This is a genomic window from Actinoplanes sp. URMC 104 (assembly GCF_051386375.1).
In the GTDB taxonomy this organism is placed as follows: domain Bacteria; phylum Actinomycetota; class Actinomycetes; order Mycobacteriales; family Micromonosporaceae; genus Actinoplanes.
In genome coordinates this window covers 2,183,239-2,205,172 of record NZ_JBPQTO010000011.1, presented here as the reverse complement: position 1 = coordinate 2,205,172, position 21,934 = coordinate 2,183,239, and the positions used below count along the sequence as shown (strand labels likewise).

General features: G+C 71.4%; 18 protein-coding genes. 11 read left to right on the top strand and 7 right to left on the bottom strand.

The features are described from left to right. Nucleotides 1-14 precede the first annotated feature (14 nt). On the bottom strand, nt 15-1,883 hold the full coding sequence (typA, locus tag ACSNN8_RS36005; protein WP_436654643.1) for a translational GTPase TypA: 1,869 nt from the start codon (nt 1,881-1,883) through the stop codon (nt 15-17). Between the two features lie 144 nt (nt 1,884-2,027). Here typA and ACSNN8_RS36000 point away from each other — a divergent pair, with 144 nt between their 5' ends. Together ACSNN8_RS36000 and ACSNN8_RS35995 are read left to right on the top strand one after the other, a co-directional pair. Then, complete coding sequence (locus ACSNN8_RS36000; RefSeq protein ID WP_436654642.1) at nt 2,028-2,837, top strand: transglycosylase SLT domain-containing protein; 810 nt, start codon at nt 2,028-2,030, stop codon at nt 2,835-2,837. A gap of 172 nt (nt 2,838-3,009) precedes the next feature. After that, nucleotides 3,010-3,435 carry an uL11 family ribosomal protein gene (locus ACSNN8_RS35995; RefSeq protein WP_436654641.1) on the top strand — a complete coding sequence of 142 codons (426 nt, stop codon included), beginning with the start codon at nt 3,010-3,012 and terminating at the stop codon, nt 3,433-3,435. A 63-nt stretch (nt 3,436-3,498) separates the two neighbouring features. Here ACSNN8_RS35995 and ACSNN8_RS35990 read toward each other — a convergent pair whose 3' ends face one another. Continuing rightward, complete coding sequence (locus ACSNN8_RS35990) at nt 3,499-4,107, bottom strand: ATP-dependent Clp protease proteolytic subunit (protein WP_436654640.1); 609 nt, start codon at nt 4,105-4,107, stop codon at nt 3,499-3,501. A gap of 395 nt (nt 4,108-4,502) precedes the next feature. Here ACSNN8_RS35990 and ACSNN8_RS35985 point away from each other — a divergent pair, with 395 nt between their 5' ends. Next, nucleotides 4,503-5,117, top strand: a complete 615-nt coding sequence (locus ACSNN8_RS35985; RefSeq protein WP_436654639.1) for a cysteine hydrolase — start codon at nt 4,503-4,505, stop codon at nt 5,115-5,117. A 50-nt stretch (nt 5,118-5,167) separates the two neighbouring features. Here ACSNN8_RS35985 and ACSNN8_RS35980 read toward each other — a convergent pair whose 3' ends face one another. Both ACSNN8_RS35980 and ACSNN8_RS35975 read right to left on the bottom strand, forming a co-directional pair. Continuing rightward, on the bottom strand, nt 5,168-6,607 hold the full coding sequence (locus tag ACSNN8_RS35980; RefSeq protein ID WP_436654638.1) for a diguanylate cyclase domain-containing protein: 1,440 nt from the start codon (nt 6,605-6,607) through the stop codon (nt 5,168-5,170). Between the two features lie 60 nt (nt 6,608-6,667). Then, a complete protein-coding gene (locus ACSNN8_RS35975; protein ID WP_436654637.1) occupies nt 6,668-7,240 on the bottom strand; it encodes a TetR/AcrR family transcriptional regulator in 573 nt (190 codons plus the stop codon). A 74-nt stretch (nt 7,241-7,314) separates the two neighbouring features. Between ACSNN8_RS35975 and ACSNN8_RS35970 the strand changes: the two genes are divergently transcribed. After that, nucleotides 7,315-8,277, top strand: a complete 963-nt coding sequence (locus tag ACSNN8_RS35970; RefSeq protein WP_436654636.1) for an alcohol dehydrogenase catalytic domain-containing protein — start codon at nt 7,315-7,317, stop codon at nt 8,275-8,277. Nucleotides 8,278-8,309: 32 nt separating this feature from the next. Here the strand turns inward: ACSNN8_RS35970 and ACSNN8_RS35965 are convergent, their stop codons facing one another. Together ACSNN8_RS35965 and ACSNN8_RS35960 are read right to left on the bottom strand one after the other, a co-directional pair. Continuing rightward, a complete protein-coding gene (locus ACSNN8_RS35965) occupies nt 8,310-8,957 on the bottom strand; it encodes an MBL fold metallo-hydrolase (RefSeq protein ID WP_436654635.1) in 648 nt (215 codons plus the stop codon). Between the two features lie 2 nt (nt 8,958-8,959). Continuing rightward, on the bottom strand, nt 8,960-9,664 hold the full coding sequence (locus ACSNN8_RS35960) for a maleylpyruvate isomerase family mycothiol-dependent enzyme (RefSeq protein WP_436654634.1): 705 nt from the start codon (nt 9,662-9,664) through the stop codon (nt 8,960-8,962). A 210-nt stretch (nt 9,665-9,874) separates the two neighbouring features. Here ACSNN8_RS35960 and rsgA point away from each other — a divergent pair, with 210 nt between their 5' ends. The 6 genes from rsgA to ACSNN8_RS35930 all read left to right on the top strand — a co-directional run bounded on the left by rsgA (nt 9,875) and on the right by ACSNN8_RS35930 (nt 20,068). Further along, on the top strand, nt 9,875-10,912 hold the full coding sequence (gene rsgA, locus ACSNN8_RS35955; protein WP_436654633.1) for a ribosome small subunit-dependent GTPase A: 1,038 nt from the start codon (nt 9,875-9,877) through the stop codon (nt 10,910-10,912). A 25-nt stretch (nt 10,913-10,937) separates the two neighbouring features. Continuing rightward, on the top strand, nt 10,938-12,731 hold the full coding sequence (locus ACSNN8_RS35950) for a hypothetical protein (RefSeq protein ID WP_436654632.1): 1,794 nt from the start codon (nt 10,938-10,940) through the stop codon (nt 12,729-12,731). A gap of 158 nt (nt 12,732-12,889) precedes the next feature. Then, nucleotides 12,890-15,886, top strand: coding sequence for an excinuclease ABC subunit UvrA (uvrA, locus tag ACSNN8_RS35945; RefSeq protein WP_436654631.1), 2,997 nt, complete (start codon nt 12,890-12,892; stop codon nt 15,884-15,886). A 229-nt stretch (nt 15,887-16,115) separates the two neighbouring features. After that, the gene (locus ACSNN8_RS35940) at nt 16,116-16,655 is read left to right on the top strand and encodes a Rieske (2Fe-2S) protein (RefSeq protein WP_436654630.1); all 540 of its coding nucleotides are present in this window, start codon (nt 16,116-16,118) and stop codon (nt 16,653-16,655) included. A 99-nt stretch (nt 16,656-16,754) separates the two neighbouring features. Next, nucleotides 16,755-18,938 (top strand): excinuclease ABC subunit UvrC, encoded by a 2,184-nt coding sequence (gene uvrC / locus ACSNN8_RS35935; protein ID WP_436654629.1) that lies wholly within the window; start codon nt 16,755-16,757, stop codon nt 18,936-18,938. 137 nt (nt 18,939-19,075) lie between these two features. Then, nucleotides 19,076-20,068: an IS481 family transposase gene (locus tag ACSNN8_RS35930; protein ID WP_436654628.1), complete on the top strand. Its 993-nt coding sequence runs from the start codon at nt 19,076-19,078 to the stop codon at nt 20,066-20,068. On the opposite strand, the gene ACSNN8_RS35925 is transcribed toward ACSNN8_RS35930, so the two are convergent. Further along, nucleotides 20,065-20,856 carry a class I SAM-dependent methyltransferase gene (locus ACSNN8_RS35925; RefSeq protein WP_436654627.1) on the bottom strand — a complete coding sequence of 264 codons (792 nt, stop codon included), beginning with the start codon at nt 20,854-20,856 and terminating at the stop codon, nt 20,065-20,067. The genes ACSNN8_RS35930 and ACSNN8_RS35925 overlap by 4 nt on opposite strands. 178 nt (nt 20,857-21,034) lie before the next feature. On the opposite strand from ACSNN8_RS35925, the gene rapZ reads away from it, so the two are divergent. Continuing rightward, complete coding sequence (gene rapZ / locus ACSNN8_RS35920) at nt 21,035-21,934, top strand: RNase adapter RapZ (RefSeq protein ID WP_436655541.1); 900 nt, start codon at nt 21,035-21,037, stop codon at nt 21,932-21,934.

Sequence of the window (21,934 nt, the reverse complement as noted above, 5' to 3'; positions counted from 1 at the left end):
TCTCGTATGGGCTGTTACTGCGACTGGTGCTTGCGGCGGGCCGCCTGCCGGCCGCGGGTCTGCTGGTCGAGGATGACCTTGCGGATGCGTACGGCCGAGGGGGTCACCTCGACGCACTCGTCCTCGCGGCAGAACTCGAGCGCCTGCTCCAGCGACAGCTTGCGCGGCGGGATCAGCTTCTCGGTCTCGTCGGCGGTCGACGAGCGCATGTTGGTGAGCTTCTTCTCCTTGGTGATGTTGACGTCCATGTCGTCGGCGCGGGAGTTCTCGCCGACGATCATGCCCTCGTACACCTCGGTGGTGGGCTCGACGAACAGCTGACCGCGCTCCTGCAGGTTCGTCATCGCGAACGCCGTGACGACGCCGGCCCGGTCGGCCACGAGCGACCCGTTGTTGCGGGTGCGCAGCTCGCCGAACCAGGGCTCGTACCCCTCGAAGAGGTGGTGCATGATGCCGGTGCCGCGGGTCTCGGTGAGGAACTCCGTACGGAAGCCGATGAGGCCGCGGGCGGGCACCAGCCACTCCATGCGCAGCCAGCCGGTGCCGTGGTTGATGAGCTCCTCCATCCGGCCCTTGCGGGTGGACAGCAGCTGGGTGATCGCGCCCATGTACTCGTCCGGGGCGTCGATGGTGAGCCGCTCGACCGGCTCGTGCACCTTGCCGTCGATGACCTTGGTGACCACCTGCGGCTTGCCGACGGTCAGCTCGTACGACTCCCGGCGCATCTGCTCGACCAGGATGGCCAGCGCGAGCTCGCCCCGGCCCTGCACCTCCCAGGCGTCCGGCCGGTCGGTGGGCAGCACCCGCAGCGAGACGTTGCCGACGAGCTCCTTGTCGAGCCGGTCCTTGACCATGCGGGCCGTGACCTTGCTGCCCTTGACCCGGCCGACCATGGGCGACGTGTTGGTGCCCAGGACCATCGAGATGGCCGGCTCGTCGACGGTGATCAGCGGCAGCGGCTTGGGGTTCTCGGCGTCGGCCAGGGTCTCACCGATCATGATGTCGGCGATGCCGGCGACGGCCATGATGTCGCCCGGGCCCGCGCTCTCGGCAGGCTTGCGCTCCAGGCCCTCGGTGATCAGCAGCTCGGAGATGCGGACGTTGCTGACCGTGCCGTCGGTCTTGCACCAGGCAACCGTCTGACCCTTGCGGATCGTGCCCTCGTGCACGCGGCAGAGCGCGAGGCGGCCGAGGAACGGCGACGCGTCGAGGTTGACGACGTGGGCCTGCAGCGGCGCGCCCTCGGTGTAGGTGGGCGCGGGGATGGTCTCGAGGATCGTGCTGAACAGCACCTCGAGGTTGTTGCTGTCCTCGGGGACGGTGCCGTCCTTGGGCTGGGTCAGCGAGGCGATGCCGTCACGCGCGCACGCGTAGACGATGGGGAACTCGATCTGGTGCTCGTCGGCGTCGAGGTCGAGGAAGAGCTCGTACGTCTCGTCGACGACCTCCTTGATGCGCGCGTCGGGGCGGTCGACCTTGTTGATGATCAGAATGATCGGCAGCTTGGCCGCCAGCGCCTTGCGCAGCACGAACCGCGTCTGCGGCAGCGGGCCCTCGGAGGCGTCGACGAGCAGGGCGACGCCGTCGACCATGGTGAGGCCGCGCTCGACCTCGCCGCCGAAGTCGGCGTGGCCGGGGGTGTCGATGATGTTGATGGTGACGGGGTCACCCTCGGCGGGCTGGTAGCTGATCGCCGTGTTCTTGGCGAGAATGGTGATGCCCTTTTCCCGCTCCAGGTCCATGGAGTCCATGACGCGGTCGGCCATCTCGCCGCGTGCGTGGGACTGGCTGCCCTGGCGCAACATGGCGTCGACCAGGGTGGTTTTGCCATGGTCGACGTGAGCGATGATGGCGACGTTGCGTAGGTCGGTGCGGGTCTGCATACACCCATTGTCCCCGGTGTTGGTTGCGGTCGAGGGCCGGGGTCCATCGACGTTTCCGCCCCGGTTCGAGGGGGTCAGCGCGGGACCGCACAAAGGTCTAGGGTGCCTGAGCAGCAAATGTGAACGGGGAGGAAGGTCCGGTCGATGGCGCGAGGTCTGAAAGTCGGCGCGGCGGTCGTCGCTCTGCTCATCGCCACGGGATGCGGCTTGGTGCGGGGCAACGACGACCCGGTGGCCGCGCCGCCCACGGCCGAGGAGACGCTGACGCCGTCCGACGAGCCGGAGCCGATCGCCGAGGTGACCGAGGCGCCGTCGCCCGCGCCGACGACGCCGGCCGCGCGTACGAGCAGGAAGCCGTCCAAGAAGCCGACCACCGAGGCGGCCGAGCCGACCCAGCCCGCGTTCTGGAGCCAGCTGCCCGACTGCGCGCACTACGACAAGACCAAGCCGGTGTCGAAGAAGAAGGTCAAGGCCGCGCTCAAGACGGCGTCGGCGCGCGTCTACTGGCGTACGGAAGCTCCGACCTTGAAGTTGAACTATCCGCTCGTCAAGGCCGTCGCCTGGCAGGAGAGCGGCTGGCAGACCAACATCCACAACTGCGACGGCGGCATGGGCGTCATGCAGGTCATGCCCGACACGGTCGACATGATCAACAATCGGTTCGGGCTGGCGTACGACCCCACGCAGTACAAGGACAACGCGTTCGTGGGCGCGAACTACCTCGCGTGGCTGACGAAGTGGGCCGGGTACAACTACTTCAAGAGCAACTACAACCTGAACTCGAGCAAGTGCAAGTCCGACACCTCGTGGTGCCTGCTCAACGTGGTGATCTCGGGCTACAACGCCGGCTCCGGCACCCTCGAGCAGGCCGCGGAGTCCAAGACCCTGCCCAACCCGGAGTACGTCGCGGCGGTGCGCGCGCTGATGCGGCGATGCCAGTGCGACCAGTACTGAGCGGCGAGATACACTGGACCCGGTACCCGAGACCCACCGTTCGACCGGCTCCCCGGCGCGCATTTTGACCGGCTCCCCGGCGCGGTAGTAAGGTCTCGGGGTTGTCGTGTGTTGATGAAGCTGGCGAGCTGCTACCGAAGCTTGTGCAGCTCACCCTAAGGAGCCCTACGCAATGCCGCCCAAGAAGAAGACCCATGAGGTAACCCTCGCGCTTGAGGCGGGTAACGCCGCGATGGTCGACCTCGGCAAGATGCTTGGTCCGACCGGGGCCAACATGCGTGCGGTCAAGGTCGAGTACGACGAGGCGACGGCGAAGAACCGTGGCGAGATCATCCCGGTCATCGTCAGCGTCTACGAGGACCGCAGCCACACGCTGCAGTACAAGACGCCGCCGACCAGCTTCCTGATCCGCAAGGCTCTGGGCATCCAGTCGGGCGCGTCGAACCCGCTGACCCAGACCGTCGGCACGCTGAGCGCCACGCAGGTCCGCGAGATCGCCGAGCGCAAGCTCCCCGACCTCAACGCCAACGACCTCGACGCCGCGATCCAGATCGTCTCCGGCACCGCCCGCTCCATGGGCGTGAAGGTCTCCGCCTGACGCACCTCGTGAAACGGGCCCCGGGTTTGTTCCCGGGGCCCGTTTTTCATGTCCCCTTTTGATTCATGCCTTGCCGACGATTTCGGTGATCAGCCCGTACTCCAGGGCCTCCTGCGCCGTCAGGCTGCGCCCGGCGGACATGTCGTCCTCGATCCGGCTGCGCGACTGCCCGGTGATCTCCACGAGCCGCAGCGTGATCTCCTCGAGCTCGCGCAGGTGCTGCCCCGCGGCCCGCGCCACCTCGTCCGCCGTGCCGGTCACCCCCGACGACCGCGGCTCGTTGAGCCGGAACCGCGCGTGCCGATAGGCGGCCCGCCGCTCCGCCGCGGCCAGCAGCGCCACCACCGCCCCGCCCACCTGCGACGTGACCACCACCTGCACGGGCGCCGCCATCGAGTCGATCACGTCGATGACCGACAGGGCCGCACCGAGCTCCCCGCCCGGGCTGGCCACATGCAGTTGCACCGGCGTCGACCCCGCCGCGTCCAGAGTCATGAGCGCCGCCGCGATGCCGGTGGCGCCCTCGGCGGTGAGCTGACCCCGGACCATCACGATCCGCTGGTCGAACAGCTTCTCCTCGAGCCATCCCGGCAGCCCCGGGCCGCCGGCCTGCTGCCACGGCTCCGGCGGCTGCTGCGGAGGCTGCCCCCAGCGCATCGGATCGTGCCGCATCTCCACCGCATACCTCCCGACGCCCCGAGTAGGGGAGCGCGCTTTCCGGACCGGCGCGGCCGCCCTGCGAGGCGTCCTCAGCCTATCCAGACCCGTGGGTCTCGACCTTCCCCTTCTGCTGAGGGCTGAGGGGTGGGTGGGGTCCTCGGGCACCTGTGTGGTCGCTGCGTGCTGTGCCATGTCAGTCGCGGGGCGGCGAGCCATGCCGGCGTGAACGGCGCGGGTGCGGTGAGCTGCGCGCAGGAAGCGGCTGGCAAGAAAAAGCGGGTTGTCCACAAAGGCGGTCGGCGACGGTGACCTCCGGAACAGCGGTGCAGGGTTCTCCGCGTCTTGTCAGCACGGCGGCGGGCGTGTTTGCGTGGGGGAGTGACGGGAGCCACAACGGAAGGGGCGACATGAGCGAGACGCTGCGGTTGGAGCCGGCCAGGACGGCGGTGGTGCTGATCGAGTATCAGAACGAGTTCACGTCGGAGGGTGGCGTGCTGCACCCGGCCGTCGCGGCCGTGATGGACAAGACGGGGATGTTGCCGAGGACGCGGGCGTTCGTGGAGGCCGCCCGGGCGGCGGGAGTGACGATCATGCACGCGCCGATCACGTTCGCGGCGGGGTTCGGGGAGCTGGGACGCCACCCGTACGGAATCTTGAAAGGGGTGGTGGACGGGAACGCGTTCGTGAAGGGGACGTGGGGCGCGGCGATCGTCGACGACCTGGCGCCCGTGGACGGGGACATCGTGGTGGAGGGCAAGCGCGGCCTCGACACGTTCGCCAGCACGAACCTGGACTTCATCCTGCGCAGCAAGGGCATCGACACCGTCGTGCTGGCCGGCTTCCTCACGAACTGCTGCGTCGAGTCGACGATGCGCAGCGCGTACGAGAACGGCTACCGGGTGATCACGCTGACCGACTGCATGGCCGCGACGTCGCCCGAGGAGCACGACAACGCGATCGCGTACGACTTCCCGATGTTCTCGCTGCCGATGGAATCGACCGAAGTGGTGAAGGCGCTGTAACCGGCCGCCTGGTGCGAACGGTCGCGAGTGGACAGGTGTGCCGGCCTGCCTCAGCGGCCGGCGGGGGTGAGCCGGGCCGGCTTCTCGGCGTACATGGCGTGGTCGGCGGCCACGAGCAGGTCGTCGGTGCGCGCCTCCGCCGTCGCGCCGGCGGCGGCCAGGCCGACGCTCACGCCGATGCGGTACTGCTCGTCGCCGCGGACGACCGGCGCGGCGGCCAGGTCGCGCATCCGGTCGGCCAGGGCGCGGGCGTCCGCCTCGTCGGCCACGTCGGTGGCGAGGACCACGAACTCGTCACCGCCCAGCCGCGCGGCCAGGTCGCCCGGACGTAGGCAGCCGGTCAGCCGGCGGGCGAACTCGACCAGCACGGCGTCGCCGGCCGCGTGCCCGTGCCGGTCGTTGACCTGCTTGAAGCCGTTCAGGTCGAGGTAGAGCACCACGGGGCCGTAGCCGTCGCGCCGGTGCGCCAGCGCCGCGTCGAGCCGGGACAGCAGCGCCGACCGGTTCGCCAGGCCGGTCAGCGGGTCGTGCTCGACCTGGTGGGCCAGCGCCGCCCGGATCCGGTCCTGCTCGCGCAGGACCAGCACGAAACGCACCAGGATGAGCGCCGTCAGCAGCACCACCGAGCACACCAGCGACACCCGGCTGAGCACGCTGTCGAAGCTGTGCAGGGCAGCCATCACGGGCAGCACGAGCAACGCGATGCCGAGGAAGACCACCCGTGCCGGGTGCAGCCGCTGCTGGGCGCCCGTGGCGTCGGCGATCTGGTCGGCCTCCGGGTGTGCCATCGCGGCCACCAGCAGCCCGTTGGCCAGAAGCAGCACACCGTCGAGCCGGTCGGTCTGGCCGGCGAGCCCGGGCAGCAGCTCGGGAAGCGTCGAGATCCCCACGTCGCCGGCGAGCGTGAGCCCGAGCGCGGCGACCAGATAGCGCGTCGGGCCGCGCTTGGAGCCCGGCGCCAGCACCAGCACCGCGGTGGCGGCGAACAGCAGCACGTCCCCGAACGGATAGAACGCGGCGAACAGCACCGTCAGCGACAGGTGCTCGTGCACGACGGCCGGCAGGATCAGGTACTGCCAGAACAGCCATGCCACCACGGTCGCCATCGCGAGCCCGTCGAGCAGGCCCTCCCGCAGGCGGCCCGGCGCGCGCAGCCGGGTGAGCCGCACCAGCCCCACCGCCAGCAGCGGATAGCCCGCGATCCACAACGCGTCGGACGGCGTCACGTCGGGCAGCTGACCCACGACCCGGCCGGCCACGTCGTGGAGCACGTCGCCGGCGAGCCAGACCGACAGCGCGGCCGCCACGAAGGCGTACCCCGACCGGGCCGGGCCTCGCAGGACCCGCCACCTCGTCCAGGCCAGCGCGACCAGCACGCCGAACGTGACGAGATAGGAGACGTACGCCGCCTGGGTGTCCGGCGCCAGCACCGAGACCAGGCCGGCCATCGCCGCGAGCACTGCCACGGCCGCGGCCGGCACACGTGTCATGGGTTGCTCATCGGTCGCCACCGGCCGGATGTGAGCACTCCCGCGGGTGCGGCGGCTCGGTCAGGATCCGGTGCGCAGGCCGTCCATCAGGATGTCCAGCAGGCGGGCCGCCCTCGCCTCGTGGTGGTGCGGGTGGGCCACGGTGAAGATGCCGATGAGGTTGGCGGCGAGGTCCTCGGCGGTGACGTCGGCGCGCAGCTCGCCCGCCGCCCGGCCGGCGTCGAGGAAGCCGTCGATGGCCGCGAGCAGCTCGGTGCGGGTCCCGGCATGGGCGATCTCGCCCGACTCGACCATGGCGAGCAGCGTGTCGAGCATGCCGTTCTTGGTGGCGATCCAGGTTCCGAACAGGTCCATCCAGCGGCGCAGCGCCGCGGGCGCCGGGAGCTCGGCGAGCAGCTCCCGCGCGCCGGCGGTGAGCCGCGTGACCTGGTCCCGGTAGACCGCGTCGACCAGCGACTCGCGGGTGGGGAAGTGCCGGTAGAGGGTGGCGATGCCGACCCCGGCCTCGTGGGCGATCGCGCGCATCGACGGCTCGCCGCCGGCCGTGGCGAACAGCCGGGTCGCCACGGCCAGCAACTGGTCACGGTTGCGGGCCGTGTCCGCCCGGGATCGACGGCTCTCTGCCTCGGCCAAAACGGATCACGCTCCGGTTGTGTTACGGTCGGATCGACAAACGGAGCATAGTCCGCTTCTGGAGGGGAACGAGCATGCAGGAACAGAACGTCGGCACGTCGCCGGCTCCCAGCCGAGCGGTCCAGTTCGTCCGGTCGTTCGGCGGCCCCGAGATGCTGAGCCTGCGCGAGGTGCCCGTGCCGCAGGCCGGTCCGGGGCAGATCCGCGTCCGCGTCACCGCGGCCGGGCTGAACCCGATGGACTGGTTCATGACCTCCGACGCCGGGACCGCCGCCCGGTTCGGTCTGGGCCTGCCGTGCGGGTTCGGCACCGACTACGCCGGCGTCGTCGATCAGGTCGGCGCCGGCGTGACCGGGTTCGCGGCCGGCGACCGGGTGTTCGGCGGCGCCCTGTCCCGCGCGATCGCCGACCACGTGATCATCGACGTGGCCGGGACCACAGCGGCGGGCGGCGCCGCGCATCGCACCCCGGACGGTGTCGACGACCGTACCGCTGCCACCCTGACGATCGCGGGCTGTACGGCGGCCGCCGCTCTCGCCGTGGTCCAGCCGGGCCCGGGCGACACGGTGCTGGTCGGCGGCGCGGGCGGCGGAGTCGGCGTGTTCGCCGTCCAGCTCGCCCGCCTCGCGGGCGCGCGGGTGATCGGCACCGGGTCGGCGGCGTCGGCCGAGGCCCTGCTCGCCCTCGGGGCCGAGCCGGTCACCTACGGCGAAGGCCTCGCCGACCGGGTCCGGGCATTGGCTCCCGGCGGCGTCACTGCCGCCCTCGACCTGCACGGCACGGACACCGTGCAGGCGGCACGGGATCTGGGCGTGCCCGACAAGCGCATCACCACCATCGCGGCCCGGATCGACGGCATCACGCCGGCCAACGGCGCCGACGCCGCCCCGGGCGCCCTCGAGGAGATCGCCCGCCTGGTCGCCACGGGCCGGATCCGGGTGCCCGTCGCGGCAACCTTTCCCGTGGAGCAGATCGGCGCCGCGGTCGAGCTGCAGGCCGGACGGCACGTGCACGGCAAGGTCGTCATCGACCTCTAGAAAGAACGACCTCTACAGGGACAGAGGTCGGGTCACCAGCCGCGGGCTCGCCACTCCGGCAGCGACGGCCGCTCGGCGCCGAGCGTGGAGTCGCGGCCGTGGCCCGGGTAGAACCAGGTGTCGTCGGGGAGGCGGTCGAACAGCTTGCGCTCCACGTCGTTGATCAGCGACGCGAAGTTGGCCTTGTTGCCGCGGGTGTTGCCGACACCGCCGGGGAACAGGCTGTCGCCGGTGAACAGGTGGGCGGTGCCCTGCGGGTCCTGGTAGAGCAGCGCGATCGAGCCGGGCGTGTGACCGACCAGGTGGATCACCTCGAGCGAGGCGTCGCCGACGGTGATGTGCTCGCCCTCGCGCAGGTCGCGGTTGACGATCGGGATCTCGGGGGCGTCGTCGATGTGCGCCAGCGACTCGGCGCCGGTCGCGGCGACCACCTCCTGCAGCGCCTGCCAGTGGTCGCCGTGCCGGTGGGTGGTCACGACCGTGCGCAGGCCGGCGTCGCCGACCAGGTCGATCAGGGTGCGGGCGTCGTTGGCGGCGTCGATCAGGAGCTGCTCGCCGCCGCTGCGCAGCAGGTAGGCGTTGTTGTCCATCTCGCCGACCGACACCTTGGTGATGGTCAGGCCGCCGAGCTCGCGGACGGCGGGCTCGCCGCCGCGGGTGACGTCTCCGGTGTAGGTCATGGCTACTTCCACCTCGCGGGGGCAGGGAGCTCGCCGTCGGGCGAGACGGTCAGGTCGGCGCCGTCGGCCCGGCCGGTCAGCCACGCGGCGAGCGCCTTGGTGGGGCCGCCGACGACCGGCGGGTCGGGGTCGGCGCCGATGGTGAGCACGTGTTCGATGCCGTACGGGCGCAGCTTCATCGCGGGCCACTGGTCGCCGGCGCCGGTGACGACCTCCCGCAGCAGGCGCAGCGCGAACGCGTCGGACCAGTCGGCGGGGGTGTAGCCGAGCCCGAGGTCGACGTGGTGCACGGTGACCTCGCGCAGCCTGGTCCACGGCACGGCCGCGGCGGACTGCCCGAGCGTCGGCAGCGGGAACGCCCACGCCTCGGCCGGCATGGCCGCGCCCGCGTCGGCGAACCTCTCGTGCGCGGCCCGGATGTCCGACACCTGCTCGCGCAGCGGACGGCCGGCGCCCTCGGCGATGGCCGCGTCGCGGGCTTCCGGCGACGCGTACGGCGGGGTCTCGACGCCGGTGCGTGCCCAGGTCAGCAGGTTGGTCAGCGCGTCGGCGTTGCGGGCGACGTGGGTCAGCACGTGCCCGATGGTCCAGCCGGGCAGCAGTGAAGGGTTGCCCACCGCCGCCGGGTCGAGGTCGGCGGCCGTGCGCAGCAGCTCGTCGGTCGCCCGGTCGACGTCGGTGAGCAGGACGAGCGGATCCATGGTCATGACGGACCGCGCCGTGGGAGGCGGGCGCCGGGACGGCACGACAACTGAGACGGGGTCACGCAGCAAACCCTAGTGGACCGGAATTCGCTTTCGCTGGGGTGACCGCGACCGTACCGTCTGTGCTGACGCGCCTGCCGAGCCCGCGAAGGAGGTGGGGAACGTGCTGTTCACCGCGTCCCTTCACCCTCCCCTGCAGCGAAACGGGTAATCATGTCGCACGATCTGTCCCGGCTCGGCTGGGACGAGTCCGTCGCCTCCGCCTACCGGCCCTTCGACCGCACCGATGCCACCCCGGGCCGTGTGCTGCGCGCCGACCGCGGCGTCTGCACCGTGCTCGACGCAAGCGGCGTCACCCGCGCCAGCCTGGCCGGGGGTGTGCTGCTGGGCGCCGCCCGCGACCCCGCGCGGCTGCCCTGCGCCGGCGACTGGGTGGTGCTGCGCCACTGGCCCGACCGCCGGGTCACGGTCGAGGCCGTGCTCCCACGCCGTACGTGCCTGATCCGGCGCACCTCCGACAAGGACAGCACCGGTCAGGTGCTCGCCGCGAACATGGACACCGTCGCCGTCGTCGAGCCCGTGCACCCCGAGCCCGACGACGCGCGCGTCGAGCGGCTGCTGGCCCTCGCCTGGGAGTCCGGCGCGCAGCCGCTGCTGGTGCTCACCAAGACCGACACGTGCGCCGACCCCGCGGCGGTGACCCGCCAGGTCGGGCGGCTGGCCCCCGACGTCCCCGTGCTCGCGGTGAGCGCGCGGCTCGGCCGGGGCGTCGAGCAGCTGCGGTCGTACGCCGGTCGGGGCCGCACGCTGGCCCTGCTCGGGCGCTCCGGCGCGGGCAAGTCGACGCTGGTCAACGTGCTGGCCGGCACCCCGGTGATGCCGGTGCAGCAGATCCGCGACATCGACGGCAAGGGCCGGCACACCACCGCCTCCCGCAACCTCGTGCTGCTGCCCTCCGGCGGCGCGGTGCTGGACACGCCGGGCATCCGGGGCGTCGGCCTGCTCGACACCGCCGAGGGCCTCGACAAGGCGTTCGCCGACATCGCGGCGCTGGCCGGGCGGTGCCGCTTCGACGACTGCCGGCACGAGTCCGAGCCGGGCTGCGCGGTGGCGCTGGCCATTGCCGACGGGCTGCTGGCGCCGCGCCGGCTGGCGAGCTGGCGCAAGCTCCGGCACGAGATCGAGGTCGAATCGGCGCGCAAGTCGGCCCGTCTGGCCGGGGCCGCCGGGCACCGGCGCAGGCGTTCCTGACGCACCGCTCTGTCACAATGCACCGGTGCGTGCGGTGGATGAGGTCGTCGAGAAACAGGCTCCGGCCCGGCCCGGGCCACCGGTCCGGCGGCGTCTCCCGGCCGACCTGTGGGCGCCGCTGAGCTACGCCGTTCTGGCCGTGCTGGTGCTCGTGCAGCTCTGGCGCGACCCCAACGGCCGCGTGCTGGCGAGCAACGACGACGACCACGGCATCTTCCTGTTCATGCTCGCGCACGCCGAACGGGTGGTGTTCGACGGCGCGAACCCGTTCTTCACCGACCGGCTGAACGTGCCCGACGGCGTCAACATGATGGCCAACACGTCGCTGCTCGCGCTGGGGCTGCCGCTCGCCCCGGTCACGCACTTCCTCGGCGGCGGGGTCACCGCGGCGCTGATCCTCACGCTCGGCCTGGCCGGCACGGCGTACGCCTGGTACTGGGTCCTCTCCCGGCACCTGGTGACCAGCCGGCTCGCCGCGTGGATCGGCGGCCTGTGGTGCGGGTTCTGCCCGGCGATGATCTCGCACGCCAACGGCCACCTGAACTTCGTCAGCCAGTACGTGCTGCCGTTCATCGTCTGGCAGGCGCTGCGGCTGCGCGAGCCCGGCCGGGCCCGGCGCGGCGGGGTGATCCTCGGGCTGCTGATCACCGTGCAGGTGTTCATCAACGAGGAGAGCCTGCTGTTCACGGCGCTCGCGCTGGGCGTCTTCGTGCTGGCGTACGCCGCGATGGCCCCGCAGCAGGCCCGGCGCGACGCGCGGCACCTGCTCGCCGGGCTCGGGGTCGCGGCCGGGGTCTCGGCGGTGCTGCTCGCCTACCCGCTGTGGCACCAGTTCTTCGGCAAGGGCCACTACCACGGCCAGCCGTTCGCCCCCGACCAGTACGCGACCGACCTGGCCTCGATCGTCGGGTTCGCGCGGCAGTCGCTGGCCGGCAACGCCGAGCTGACCCGCCGGATGAGCGTGAGCGGCACCGAGGACAACACGTTCTTCGGGCCGGTCGGCTTCGTGCTCATCGTCGCGTCGGTCGTGGTGCTGTGGCGCTCGGTGGCGGCCCGCGCGGCCGCGGTCGCCGCGTTCGTCCTGCTGATCGCGTCGCTCGGCCCCACGCTCAAGGTGTTCGGCCACGACACCGGCATCCCGATGCCGTTCCGCCTGGTCAGCCACGTGCCGATCATCGACCTGGTGAGCGTGACCCGGTTCGCGATCGTGCCCGCCACCATCGCCGGGGTGCTGCTCGCGCTGGCCACCGACCGGGCGCGCGGGTTCGGAGCGCGCGGGCGGCGGCTGTGGCAGGTCGGCCTGGTCCTGGCGCTGGTGCCGCTGTTCCCCAAGCCGCTGCCGATCGTGGGCGGCGAGCCGCTGCCGCTGTTCCTGACGCAGGGCACCTACAAGCCGTACGTGGCCGGCGACCGCACGCTGGTCACCGTCCCGCTGCCCGACGTCACCACCGGGCGCACCGGGCAGCGCTGGGCGACGCTGCTGAACTTCGACTACCCGACGCCGCGCGGCTACTTCATGGGCCCGGCCGACCCGCCGGCCGACGACACCGGGTCGTGGAGCGCGCCGCCGCGGTTCACCTCCGAGCTGCTGTGGCGGGTCCGCGAGTACGGGCTACGGCCGAAGCTGACCGATGCCGACCGCGAGCGCATCAAGGCCGACCTGGTGTTCTGGCGCGCGGGCGTGGTGGTGCTGGTGCCCGGCGGCCGCAACCCCGGGCCGCTGTTCGACACGCTCACCTCGGCGCTGGGCCCGTCACAGCTGGTGGGCGGCGTGCGGATCTGGGACGTACGCTATCTGCCGGTTCCCCCCAAGGAGTGACGCCGGCTGTGTTTCTCCCCGCCCGGACTGCGGGAATGTGCGGCATGTGACAAGCGCTGCACCCTGGTGGCGCTGCCGACGGCGAAACTTGTCGTACCCCCTGGCTAGAGTGGCCGCGGCTTTGCTCGACTCAAACACATGTACGGAGAGGCTGGCTGGTGGCCGACCGTTTGACTATTCGAGGCGCGCGCGAGCACAACCTGCGCGACGTCAGCTTGGACCTGCCCCGCGACGCCATGATCGTGTTCACCGGTCTGTCCGGGTCGGGCAAGTCCAGCCTCGCGTTCGACACGATCTTCGCCGAGGGGCAGCGGCGATACGTCGAGTCGCTCTCGTCGTACGCGCGGCAGTTCCTCGGGCAGATGGACAAGCCCGACGTCGACTTCATCGAGGGCCTGTCGCCGGCGGTGTCGATCGACCAGAAGTCGACCTCGCGCAACCCGCGCTCGACGGTCGGCACGATCACCGAGGTCTACGACTACCTGCGTCTGCTGTTCGCGCGCACCGGCATCCCGCACTGCCCGGTCTGCGGCGAGCGCATCAGCAAGCAGACCCCGCAGCAGATCGTCGACCGCGTCCTCGCGATGGACGAGGGCACCCGCTTCATGGTCCTCGCGCCGGTCATCCGCGGCCGCAAGGGGGAGTACGTCGACCTCTTCGCCGAGCTGCAGGCCAAGGGCTACGCGCGGGCCCGGGTCGACGGCGTGGTGCACCCGCTGACCGAGCCGCCGAAGCTCAAGAAGCAGGAGAAGCACACCATCGAGGTGGTGGTCGACCGGCTCAGCGTCAAGCCGAGCAGCAAGCAGCGGCTCACCGACTCGATCGAGTCCGCGCTCGGCCTGGCCGGCGGCATCGTGCTGCTCGAGTTCGTCGACCTGCCCGAGGACGACCCGGGCCGCGAGCGGCGCTTCTCCGAGCACCTCGCCTGCCCCAACGACCACCCGCTCGCGATCGAGGACCTCGAGCCCCGCGTCTTCTCGTTCAACGCGCCCTACGGCGCCTGCCCCGAGTGCACCGGCCTGGGCACCAAGAAAGAGGTCGATCCCGAGCTGATCATCCCGGACGAGGAGCGCAGCCTGCGCGAGGGCGCGATCCAGCCGTGGTCCGGCGGGCAGACCCAGGAGTACTTCCTGCGCCTGCTCGAGGCGCTGGCCAAGAGCGAGAAGTTCAGCCTCGACACCCCGTGGCGCCAGCTCTCCTCGCGGGTGCAGAAGACGATCCTGCACGGCGCGGAGGACCAGGTCCACGTCCGCTACCGCAACAAGTACGGCCGCGAGCGCTCCTACTACACCGGCTTCGAGGGCGTGGTGCAGTGGATCGAGCGGCGGCACGGCGACACCGAGAGCGACTGGTCGCGCGACAAGTACGAGGGCTACATGCGCGACGTGCCCTGCCCGGTCTGCGGCGGCACGCGGCTCAAGCCCGAGGTGCTCGCGGTCACGATCGCCGGCAAGAGCATCGCCGAGGTCTGCAACCTGTCCGTGGGCGAGTGCGCCGAGCTGCTCGCGAGCATCGAGCTCGACGACCGGCAGAAGATGATCGCCGAGCGCGTGCTCAAGGAGATCAACGCCCGGCTGCGCTTCCTGGTCGACGTCGGCCTCGACTACCTGTCGCTCGACCGCGGCGCCGGCACGCTCTCGGGCGGCGAGGCGCAGCGCATCCGGCTGGCCACCCAGATCGGCTCGGGCCTGGTCGGCGTGCTCTACGTGCTCGACGAGCCGTCGATCGGCCTGCACCAGCGCGACAACCACCGGCTCATCGAGACCCTGGTGCGGCTGCGCAACCTGGGCAACACGCTGATCGTCGTCGAGCACGACGAGGACACGATCCGCACCGCCGACTGGATCGTCGACATCGGCCCCGGCGCGGGTGAGCACGGCGGCCACATCGTGCACAGCGGCTCGGTCGAGGGCCTGCTCAAGAACGAGAAGTCCCCGACCGGCGCCTACCTGTCGGGCCGCAAGAGCATCCCGACCCCGGCCCACCGCCGCCCGCAGACCCCCGGCCGCGAGCTGGTGGTGCAGGGCGCCCGCGAGCACAACCTGCGCGGACTGACCGTCGGGTTCCCGCTCGGGCAGTTCATCGCCGTCACCGGGGTGAGCGGCTCGGGCAAGTCCACGCTGGTCAACGACATCCTCTACACGGTGCTGGCCAACCAGATCAACGGCGCCCGCATGGTGCCGGGGCGGCACACCCGCATCACCGGCCTCGAGGAGGTCGACAAGGTCGTGGGCGTCGACCAGTCGCCGATCGGCCGCACCCCGCGGTCCAACCCCGCGACCTACACGGGCGTGTTCGACAACATCCGCAAGCTGTTCGCCGAGACGACCGAGGCCAAGGTGCGCGGCTATGGCCCGGGCCGGTTCTCGTTCAACGTCAAGGGCGGCCGCTGCGAGAACTGCTCCGGCGACGGCACGATCAAGATCGAGATGAACTTCCTGCCGGACGTCTACGTGCCGTGCGAGGTGTGCAAGGGCGCCCGCTACAACCGCGAGACGCTCGAGGTGCACTACAAGGGCCGCACGATCTCCGAGGTGCTGGAGATGCCGATCGAGGAGGCCGCGGAGTTCTTCGCGGCCATCCCGGCGATCCACCGTCATCTGCGGACGCTGGTCGACGTCGGCCTGGGCTACGTGCGTCTCGGCCAGCCCGCGCCGACGCTGTCCGGCGGCGAGGCCCAGCGCGTCAAGCTGGCCTCCGAGCTGCAGAAGCGGTCGACCGGGCGCACGGTCTACGTGCTCGACGAGCCGACCACCGGCCTGCACTTCGAGGACATCCGCAAGCTGCTGCTGGTGCTCAACGGCCTGGTCGACAAGGGCAACACCGTGATCACGATCGAGCACAACCTCGACGTGATCAAGAACGCCGACTGGCTGATCGACATGGGCCCCGAGGGCGGGAGCAAGGGCGGCCTGGTGCTGGCCACCGGCACGCCCGAGGAGATCGCCGAGGTGCCCGAGAGCCACACCGGCCAGTTCCTGCGGCCGATGCTCGGGCTCAAGGGCGAGGCCAAGGGGTCCCCGGCCGCGACCGCCCGCGCCGCCAAGGCCAACGGCGCCGCGGGCAAGGGCGGCAACGGCGCGGCGGCCAAGGCGGCCACCGGCACGGCGACCCGGGCGCGCGCCACGCGCTCGCGCGCCAAGGCCGCGGTCTGACCCGGCTGTCCAGCAAGGTCACAGGTGACTCATAGCAACGACGCCCGGTCGGGGGCCTAGCCTCGACCGGGCGTCGGTGTGTGCGGTGCGAACGCCCGCAAGCCCGGACGAAACCCCACCGCTGCGGCGGATAATTTCGCGGCCCGCCTGAACCCGGCGAGCCACGGCAGCGTATGTAGGAGCGACGTCGCGTGACCACTCACGCGGATCAGGCACTGGAGGACAACCGATGACAGACGTGCAGACCACGACCGACGCCGAGCACTCCGAGCAGGAGCCGCAGCGTCCGGCGACGGGCTCGACGCGCCGTCTGGTCCTGCTCGGCGCCGGTGCGGCGGGCGCCACGGCCGTCCTGGCCGCGTGCGGCACGAGCTCGTCGAGCACGAACGCCAACGGCAGCGACTTCACCGACAACCCCGGCCCGGCCGGCAGCGCCGGCCCGGGCACCGGCGGCGACGCCGGGTCGGGCAGCAACGGCGGCTCCGGCGGCTCGACGCTCGCCGCCGTGGGCGACGTTCCCGAGGGCGGAGGCATCATCCAGGGCGACTACGTGATCACCCAGCCGGTGGCCGGCACGTACAAGGCGTTCAGCAAGGTGTGCACGCACGCCGGCTGCGACGTCAACAAGATCGACGGCGGCCAGATCTCCTGCCCCTGCCACAACAGCAAGTTCTCGATCGAGACGGGCCAGCCCACGTCGGGGCCGGCCACCAAGGCGCTGCCCGAGACCAAGGTCAAGGTGGACGGCGACAACATCGTCGCCGCCTGACCTCCCGCGGCCTTCGCGGCCGGAGGTCCGACGCCGTGGCGGCGGCGACGGACCTCCGGTCGGGTAATCATGTCAGTCCCCCGCACTAGTGTTGAGGTTGTGCCGGACCCCTCCACCTATCGCCCCGCGCCGGGAACCATCCCCGAGTCGCCGGGCGTCTACCGTTTCCGTGATCCGTCGGGCCGCGTCATCTACGTGGGCAAGGCGAAGAACCTGCGGAACAGGCTGAACTCCTACTTCGCCGACACGTGGTCGCTGCACGCGCGCACGCAGCAGATGGTCACCACCGCGGCCAGTGTGGACTGGGTCACCGTCGGCACCGAGGTCGAGGCGCTGCAGCTCGAGTTCTCCTGGATCAAGGAGTTCGACCCGCGGTTCAACGTGAAGTACCGCGACGACAAGAGCTACCCGTTCCTGGCGGTGACGCTGAACGAGGAGTTCCCCCGGTTGCAGGTGATGCGCGGCGCCAAGCGCAAGGGCGTGCGCTACTTCGGCCCCTACTCGCACGCGTGGGCCATCCGCGAGACGCTCGACCTGCTGCTGCGCGTCTTCCCGGCCCGCACCTGCTCGTCCGGCGTCTTCAAGCGCGCCGGCCAGATCGGGCGTCCGTGCCTGCTGGGCTACATCGGCAAGTGCTCGGCGCCCTGCGTCGGCCAGGTGTCGGCCGAGGAGCACCGCGCGATCGTCGACGACTTCTGCGACTTCATGGCCGGGCGCACCGACGCGTTCGTCAAGCGGCTCGAGCGCGACATGATGCAGGCCTCCGAGGAGCTCGAGTTCGAGAAGGCGGCCCGCCTGCGCGACGACATCGCCGCGCTGCGCCGCGCGATGGAGAAGCAGACCGTGGTGCTCGGCGACGGCACCGACGCCGACGTGGTGGCGTTCGCCGAGGACCCGCTCGAGGCGGCGGTGCAGGTCTTCCACGTGCGCGACGGCCGCATCCGCGGACAGCGCGGCTGGGTGGTCGAGAAGGTGGAGGACCTGACCACCGGCGACCTCGTGCACCACTTCTGCAGCCAGATGTACGGCGGCTCCGAGGGCGAGGGCGACGTGCCCCGCGAGCTGCTGGTGCCGGCCCTGCCCGACGACGCGGGCGCGCTCAACGACTGGCTGTCCGAGCGCCGCGGCAGCCAGGTCTCGCTGCGCGTGCCGCAGCGCGGCGACAAGCGCGCGCTGATGGAGACGGTGGCCCGCAACGCCGGCGAGGTGCTGCAGCGGCACAAGCTGCGCCGGGCCGGCGACCTGACGACCCGCAGCAAGGCGCTCGACGAGATCGCCGAGGCGCTCGGGCTGGACACGGCGCCGCTGCGCATCGAGTGCTTCGACGTCTCGCAGATCCAGGGCACCGACGTGGTGGCCTCGATGGTGGTCTTCGAGGACGGCCTGGCCCGCAAGAGCGAGTACCGGCGGTTCGCGATCCGCGGTAACCCCGACGGCAGCGGCACCGACGACCTCGCCGCGATGAGCGAGGTGATGCGGCGGCGGTTCGCCCGGTTCCGCGCCCAGCCCGGCGCCGACGCCCCGCGCGATCAGCCCGAGTCCGACGAGGTCGAGGACGCCGCCGACCTGTCCGAGCCCGGCGGCAGCTGGGCCGAGGCCGCCGCTGCCGCCGACGGGTCCGCCGAGGCGCAGGAGTCCCAGGTTCCAGGGGCGCCGGAGGAGATCGCGACCAACGAGCTGCCCGGCATCGATCCGTTGACGGGGCGGCCGCGGCGGTTCGCGTACCCGCCGCAGCTGGTCGTCGTCGACGGCGGTCAGCCGCAGGTCAACGCGGTCGCCGCGGTGCTGTCCGACCTGGGCATCACCGACGTGGCGCTGTGCGGCCTGGCCAAGCGGCTCGAGGAGGTGTGGCTGCCGGGCGAGGACTTCCCGGTCATCCTGCCGCGCACCTCCGAGGCGCTCTATCTGCTGCAGCGCGTCCGCGACGAGGCGCACCGCTTCGCGATCACGTTCCACCGCCAGCGGCGCTCCAAGCGGATGACCGCGTCCGCGCTCGACAACATCCCCGGGCTGGGGGAGACCCGGCGCAAGGCGCTGCTGCGGCATTTCGGCTCGCTCAAGCGGCTGGCCGCGGCCACCCCCGAGGAGATCACCGAGGTGCCCGGCATCGGCCGCCGCACCGCCGAGACGCTGCTGACCGCCCTCAACCCCGAGCCCGCCCCGGCGGCGGAGCCCGAGTCGCCCGCCGAGCCCGGCGCGGTCCCGGCGGGCGGCGCCGGCCGCACCCGGGCCGGCGCCAACCGAGCGAAGGCGCCGCGGCCCGGTGCTCCGGCCTCCGGCTAGGTGTGATGTCCGGGGACGTTGGTCGAGGAAGTGCGACCACTCGATCTGACGATCAAAGTCTGGTCCGGTGAACAGATGAAGGCCTCCAACGGTGCAGTGGAGCTGCTAAGACGCCACACACCAGGCTGGAGGCCTTCATGTCCCACGCTAACGCCGCACTGACCCCGCGGGCGCGATTGCGGCTGGCGCGTCTGATCGTCGACAGCGGCTGGTCACCCGCACGAGCAGCCGAACGCTACGACGTGTCCTGGCGCACCGCCAGCAAATGGGCTCAGCGTTACCGCGCCGAAGGCGAAGCCGGCATGACCGACCGCTCGTCACGACCACACCGGCAGCCCAACCGCACCCCGGCGCCGCTGGTCCGCAAGATCCTGCATCTGCGGCGCAAACGACGCTGGGGACCGGTCCCGATCGCCGATCAGCTCGGCCTGGCCGCCTCCACCGTGCACGCCGTCCTGCGACGGCAGCGAGCGAACCGGCTCTCACACCTCGACCGCAGCACCGGCGAGGCGATCCGCCGCTACGAACACCCCGCGCCCGGCGACATGCTGCACGTCGACGTGAAGAAGCTGGGCAACGTGCCCGACGGTGGCGGCTGGCGCTACCTCGGCCGTCAGAAAGGCGAGAAGAACCGCGCCGCCACCGCCGGCAAACCCCGCAACCGGCACCACAACCCGCTGATCGGCACCGCGTTCGTTCATACCGTCATCGACGATCACTCCCGCGTCGCCTACGCCGAAATCCACGACGACGAAACCGCCCTGACCGCCACCGGCGTGCTCCGCCGCGCGGTCACCTGGTTCGCCGAACGCGGCGTCACCACCCGCCGGGTGCTCTCGGACAACGGCTCCGCCTACAAATCACATCTCTGGCGCGACACCTGCGCCGAGCTGGACATCACGGTGAAAAAGACCCGCCCCTACCGGCCGCAGACCAACGGCAAGATCGAACGCTTCCACCGGACCCTGGCCGACGGCTGGGCCTTCGCCAAGCTCTACACCTCGGAGAAAGCCCGCCGGGCGGCGCTACCGGCCTTCATGCACGACTACAACCACCACAGACCCCACACCGCCATCGGCAAACTGCCACCCATCACCCGGTTGAACAACCTGGCTGGACATCACAGCTAGGGACGGGAGGCGGTGACGACCATGCGGTGGTGCTCGGCGCGCAACGGGCGGCCGTCCTCGCCGTACGCGCTGATGTCGTCGAATCCCGTGGCGGCCAGCCAGTCGCGCAGCTCGGGAAAGGCGAACAGGCGCTTGGCGAAGGTGAGCGTGCGGGCGGCGCCGTCGCGCACGACCGTGCGCTCGACCGTGAGCAGGGCCGTCAGCGGATCGAGGTGATGCCGGTCGGCGAGCAGGTCGCCGTCGCCGCGGCGGGCGGTGATCCGCGAGGGCGGCAGCGAACCGAGGTAACTGGTCAGGTTGTCCAGGTCCATGGCGAGCCGGCCGCCGGGCCGCAGCACCCGGGCCATCTCGGCGAGCACGGCGCGGTTGGTGGGGTCGTCGAAGTAGCCGTACGCGGTGGTCCAGCTCAGCACCCGGTCGAAGCGCCCGGTCCAGTCGCCCGGCAGCCGGCGCATGTCCCCGGCGACGTACTCGACCTCGGCGCCCGCCGCGGCCGCGTCCGCGCGGGCCCGGCGCAGGAAGACCTCGGAGGAGTCCAGCCCGGTGACCCGGCAACCGCGCGCGGCCAGCGCGTTCGCCAGCACGCCGTGTCCACAGCCGACATCGAGCACGCGCATGCCCTCGTCCAGCCCGAGCAGCCGCCACACCAGGTCGGCGGCGGTGTCGACGCCCGGATAGGCGGTGCCCACCAGCGGGCCGTGCGTCGGGGCCTGCGCGTCCGGCGCGGCGAAGAAGTACAGGTAGTCCTCGTTGTACATGGCAGTCGCATCGAAGAGGTCCGCTGTCATCGTCCCACCCTAGGGCGGAACGCGAAGCGGGTCGCGGTGGTTGTAACTACCGGGCCGGGACACCGATCGGATGGACGACAGGCGTCCGAGGGGATCGGGGGAACGGCTTCGGCCTAGGATGTTGTGTCCGCCGGGGGCGCGGACGAAGCGACGCTGGGAGGCGTGCGTGACGGAGTCGATGCCGGAGTTCGTGGCCGACGCGGTCGATCCCGACGAGGTGGCCACCGATCTGGTGGTCGTCACCGGGGTCTCCGGCGGTGGGCGCAGCACGGTGGCGCGCGCCCTGGAGAATGTGGGGTTCTACGTCGTCGACAACCTGCCCCAGGCGCTCATGCTCGACATGGCGCAGCTCGCCTTCCAGGCGGGTGGGGCGGCCCGGCGTACGGCCATGGTCCTCGACGTCCGCAGCCGCGCCTTCTCCACCGACCTGGCGGGGGCCATCCACGCGCTCAAGGAGCGGGGTTTCTCGCCGCGGGTCGTGTTCGTCGACGCCGAGGACGACGTGCTGATCCGCCGGTTCGAGTCGGTGCGCCGCTCGCACCCGCTGCAGGGCGACGGGCGCCTCGCCGACGGCATCGCGGCGGAGCGCAAGCTGCTGGCCGAGGCCCGCGAGCAGGCCGATGTGATCATCGACACCAGCCACCTGAACGTGAACCAGCTGCGCCGCCGCGTCGAGGAGCTGTTCGGCGGCGAGGACGTGCGGCGGCTGCGCATCACGGTGCTGTCGTTCGGTTTCAAGTACGGGCTGCCGCCCGACGCCGACTACGTCATGGACGCCCGGTTCCTGCCCAACCCGTTCTGGGTGCCCACCCTGCGCGACCACACCGGCCTCGAGGACGCGGTCAGCAGCTACGTGCTCGACCAGGAGGGCGCCGGCGACTTCGTGAAGACGTACGCCGGCCTCATCGGGGCGACCGCGCCCGGCTTCGAGCGCGAGGGCAAGCGCTACCTGACCGTCGCGGTGGGCTGCACGGGCGGCAAGCACCGCAGCGTGGCGATCGCCGAGGAGCTCACCGCCCAGCTGCGCGACATGCGCCTGGCCGCCCACTCGTCGCACCGCGACCTGGGGCGGGAGTGA

What these genes read in the sequence shown, in the direction of transcription:
- ACSNN8_RS36000 (WP_436654642.1), top strand. Translation starts at nt 2,028, where the DNA reads ATGGCGCGAGGTCTGAAAGTCGGCGCGGCGGTCGTCGCTCTGCTCATC.
- ACSNN8_RS35925 (WP_436654627.1), bottom strand. Translation starts at nt 20,856, where the DNA reads ATGACAGCGGACCTCTTCGATGCGACTGCCATGTACAACGAGGACTAC.
- ACSNN8_RS35980 (WP_436654638.1), bottom strand. Translation starts at nt 6,607, where the DNA reads ATGACACGTGTGCCGGCCGCGGCCGTGGCAGTGCTCGCGGCGATGGCC.
- ACSNN8_RS35990 (WP_436654640.1), bottom strand. Translation starts at nt 4,107, where the DNA reads ATGCGGCACGATCCGATGCGCTGGGGGCAGCCTCCGCAGCAGCCGCCG.
- rsgA (WP_436654633.1), top strand. Translation starts at nt 9,875, where the DNA reads ATGTCGCACGATCTGTCCCGGCTCGGCTGGGACGAGTCCGTCGCCTCC.
- typA (WP_436654643.1), bottom strand. Translation starts at nt 1,883, where the DNA reads ATGCAGACCCGCACCGACCTACGCAACGTCGCCATCATCGCTCACGTC.
- ACSNN8_RS35970 (WP_436654636.1), top strand. Translation starts at nt 7,315, where the DNA reads ATGCAGGAACAGAACGTCGGCACGTCGCCGGCTCCCAGCCGAGCGGTC.
- ACSNN8_RS35965 (WP_436654635.1), bottom strand. Translation starts at nt 8,957, where the DNA reads ATGACCTACACCGGAGACGTCACCCGCGGCGGCGAGCCCGCCGTCCGC.
- ACSNN8_RS35995 (WP_436654641.1), top strand. Translation starts at nt 3,010, where the DNA reads ATGCCGCCCAAGAAGAAGACCCATGAGGTAACCCTCGCGCTTGAGGCG.
- ACSNN8_RS35930 (WP_436654628.1), top strand. Translation starts at nt 19,076, where the DNA reads ATGTCCCACGCTAACGCCGCACTGACCCCGCGGGCGCGATTGCGGCTG.
- ACSNN8_RS35960 (WP_436654634.1), bottom strand. Translation starts at nt 9,664, where the DNA reads ATGACCATGGATCCGCTCGTCCTGCTCACCGACGTCGACCGGGCGACC.
- ACSNN8_RS35940 (WP_436654630.1), top strand. Translation starts at nt 16,116, where the DNA reads ATGACAGACGTGCAGACCACGACCGACGCCGAGCACTCCGAGCAGGAG.
- ACSNN8_RS35985 (WP_436654639.1), top strand. Translation starts at nt 4,503, where the DNA reads ATGAGCGAGACGCTGCGGTTGGAGCCGGCCAGGACGGCGGTGGTGCTG.
- rapZ (WP_436655541.1), top strand. Translation starts at nt 21,035, where the DNA reads ATGCCGGAGTTCGTGGCCGACGCGGTCGATCCCGACGAGGTGGCCACC.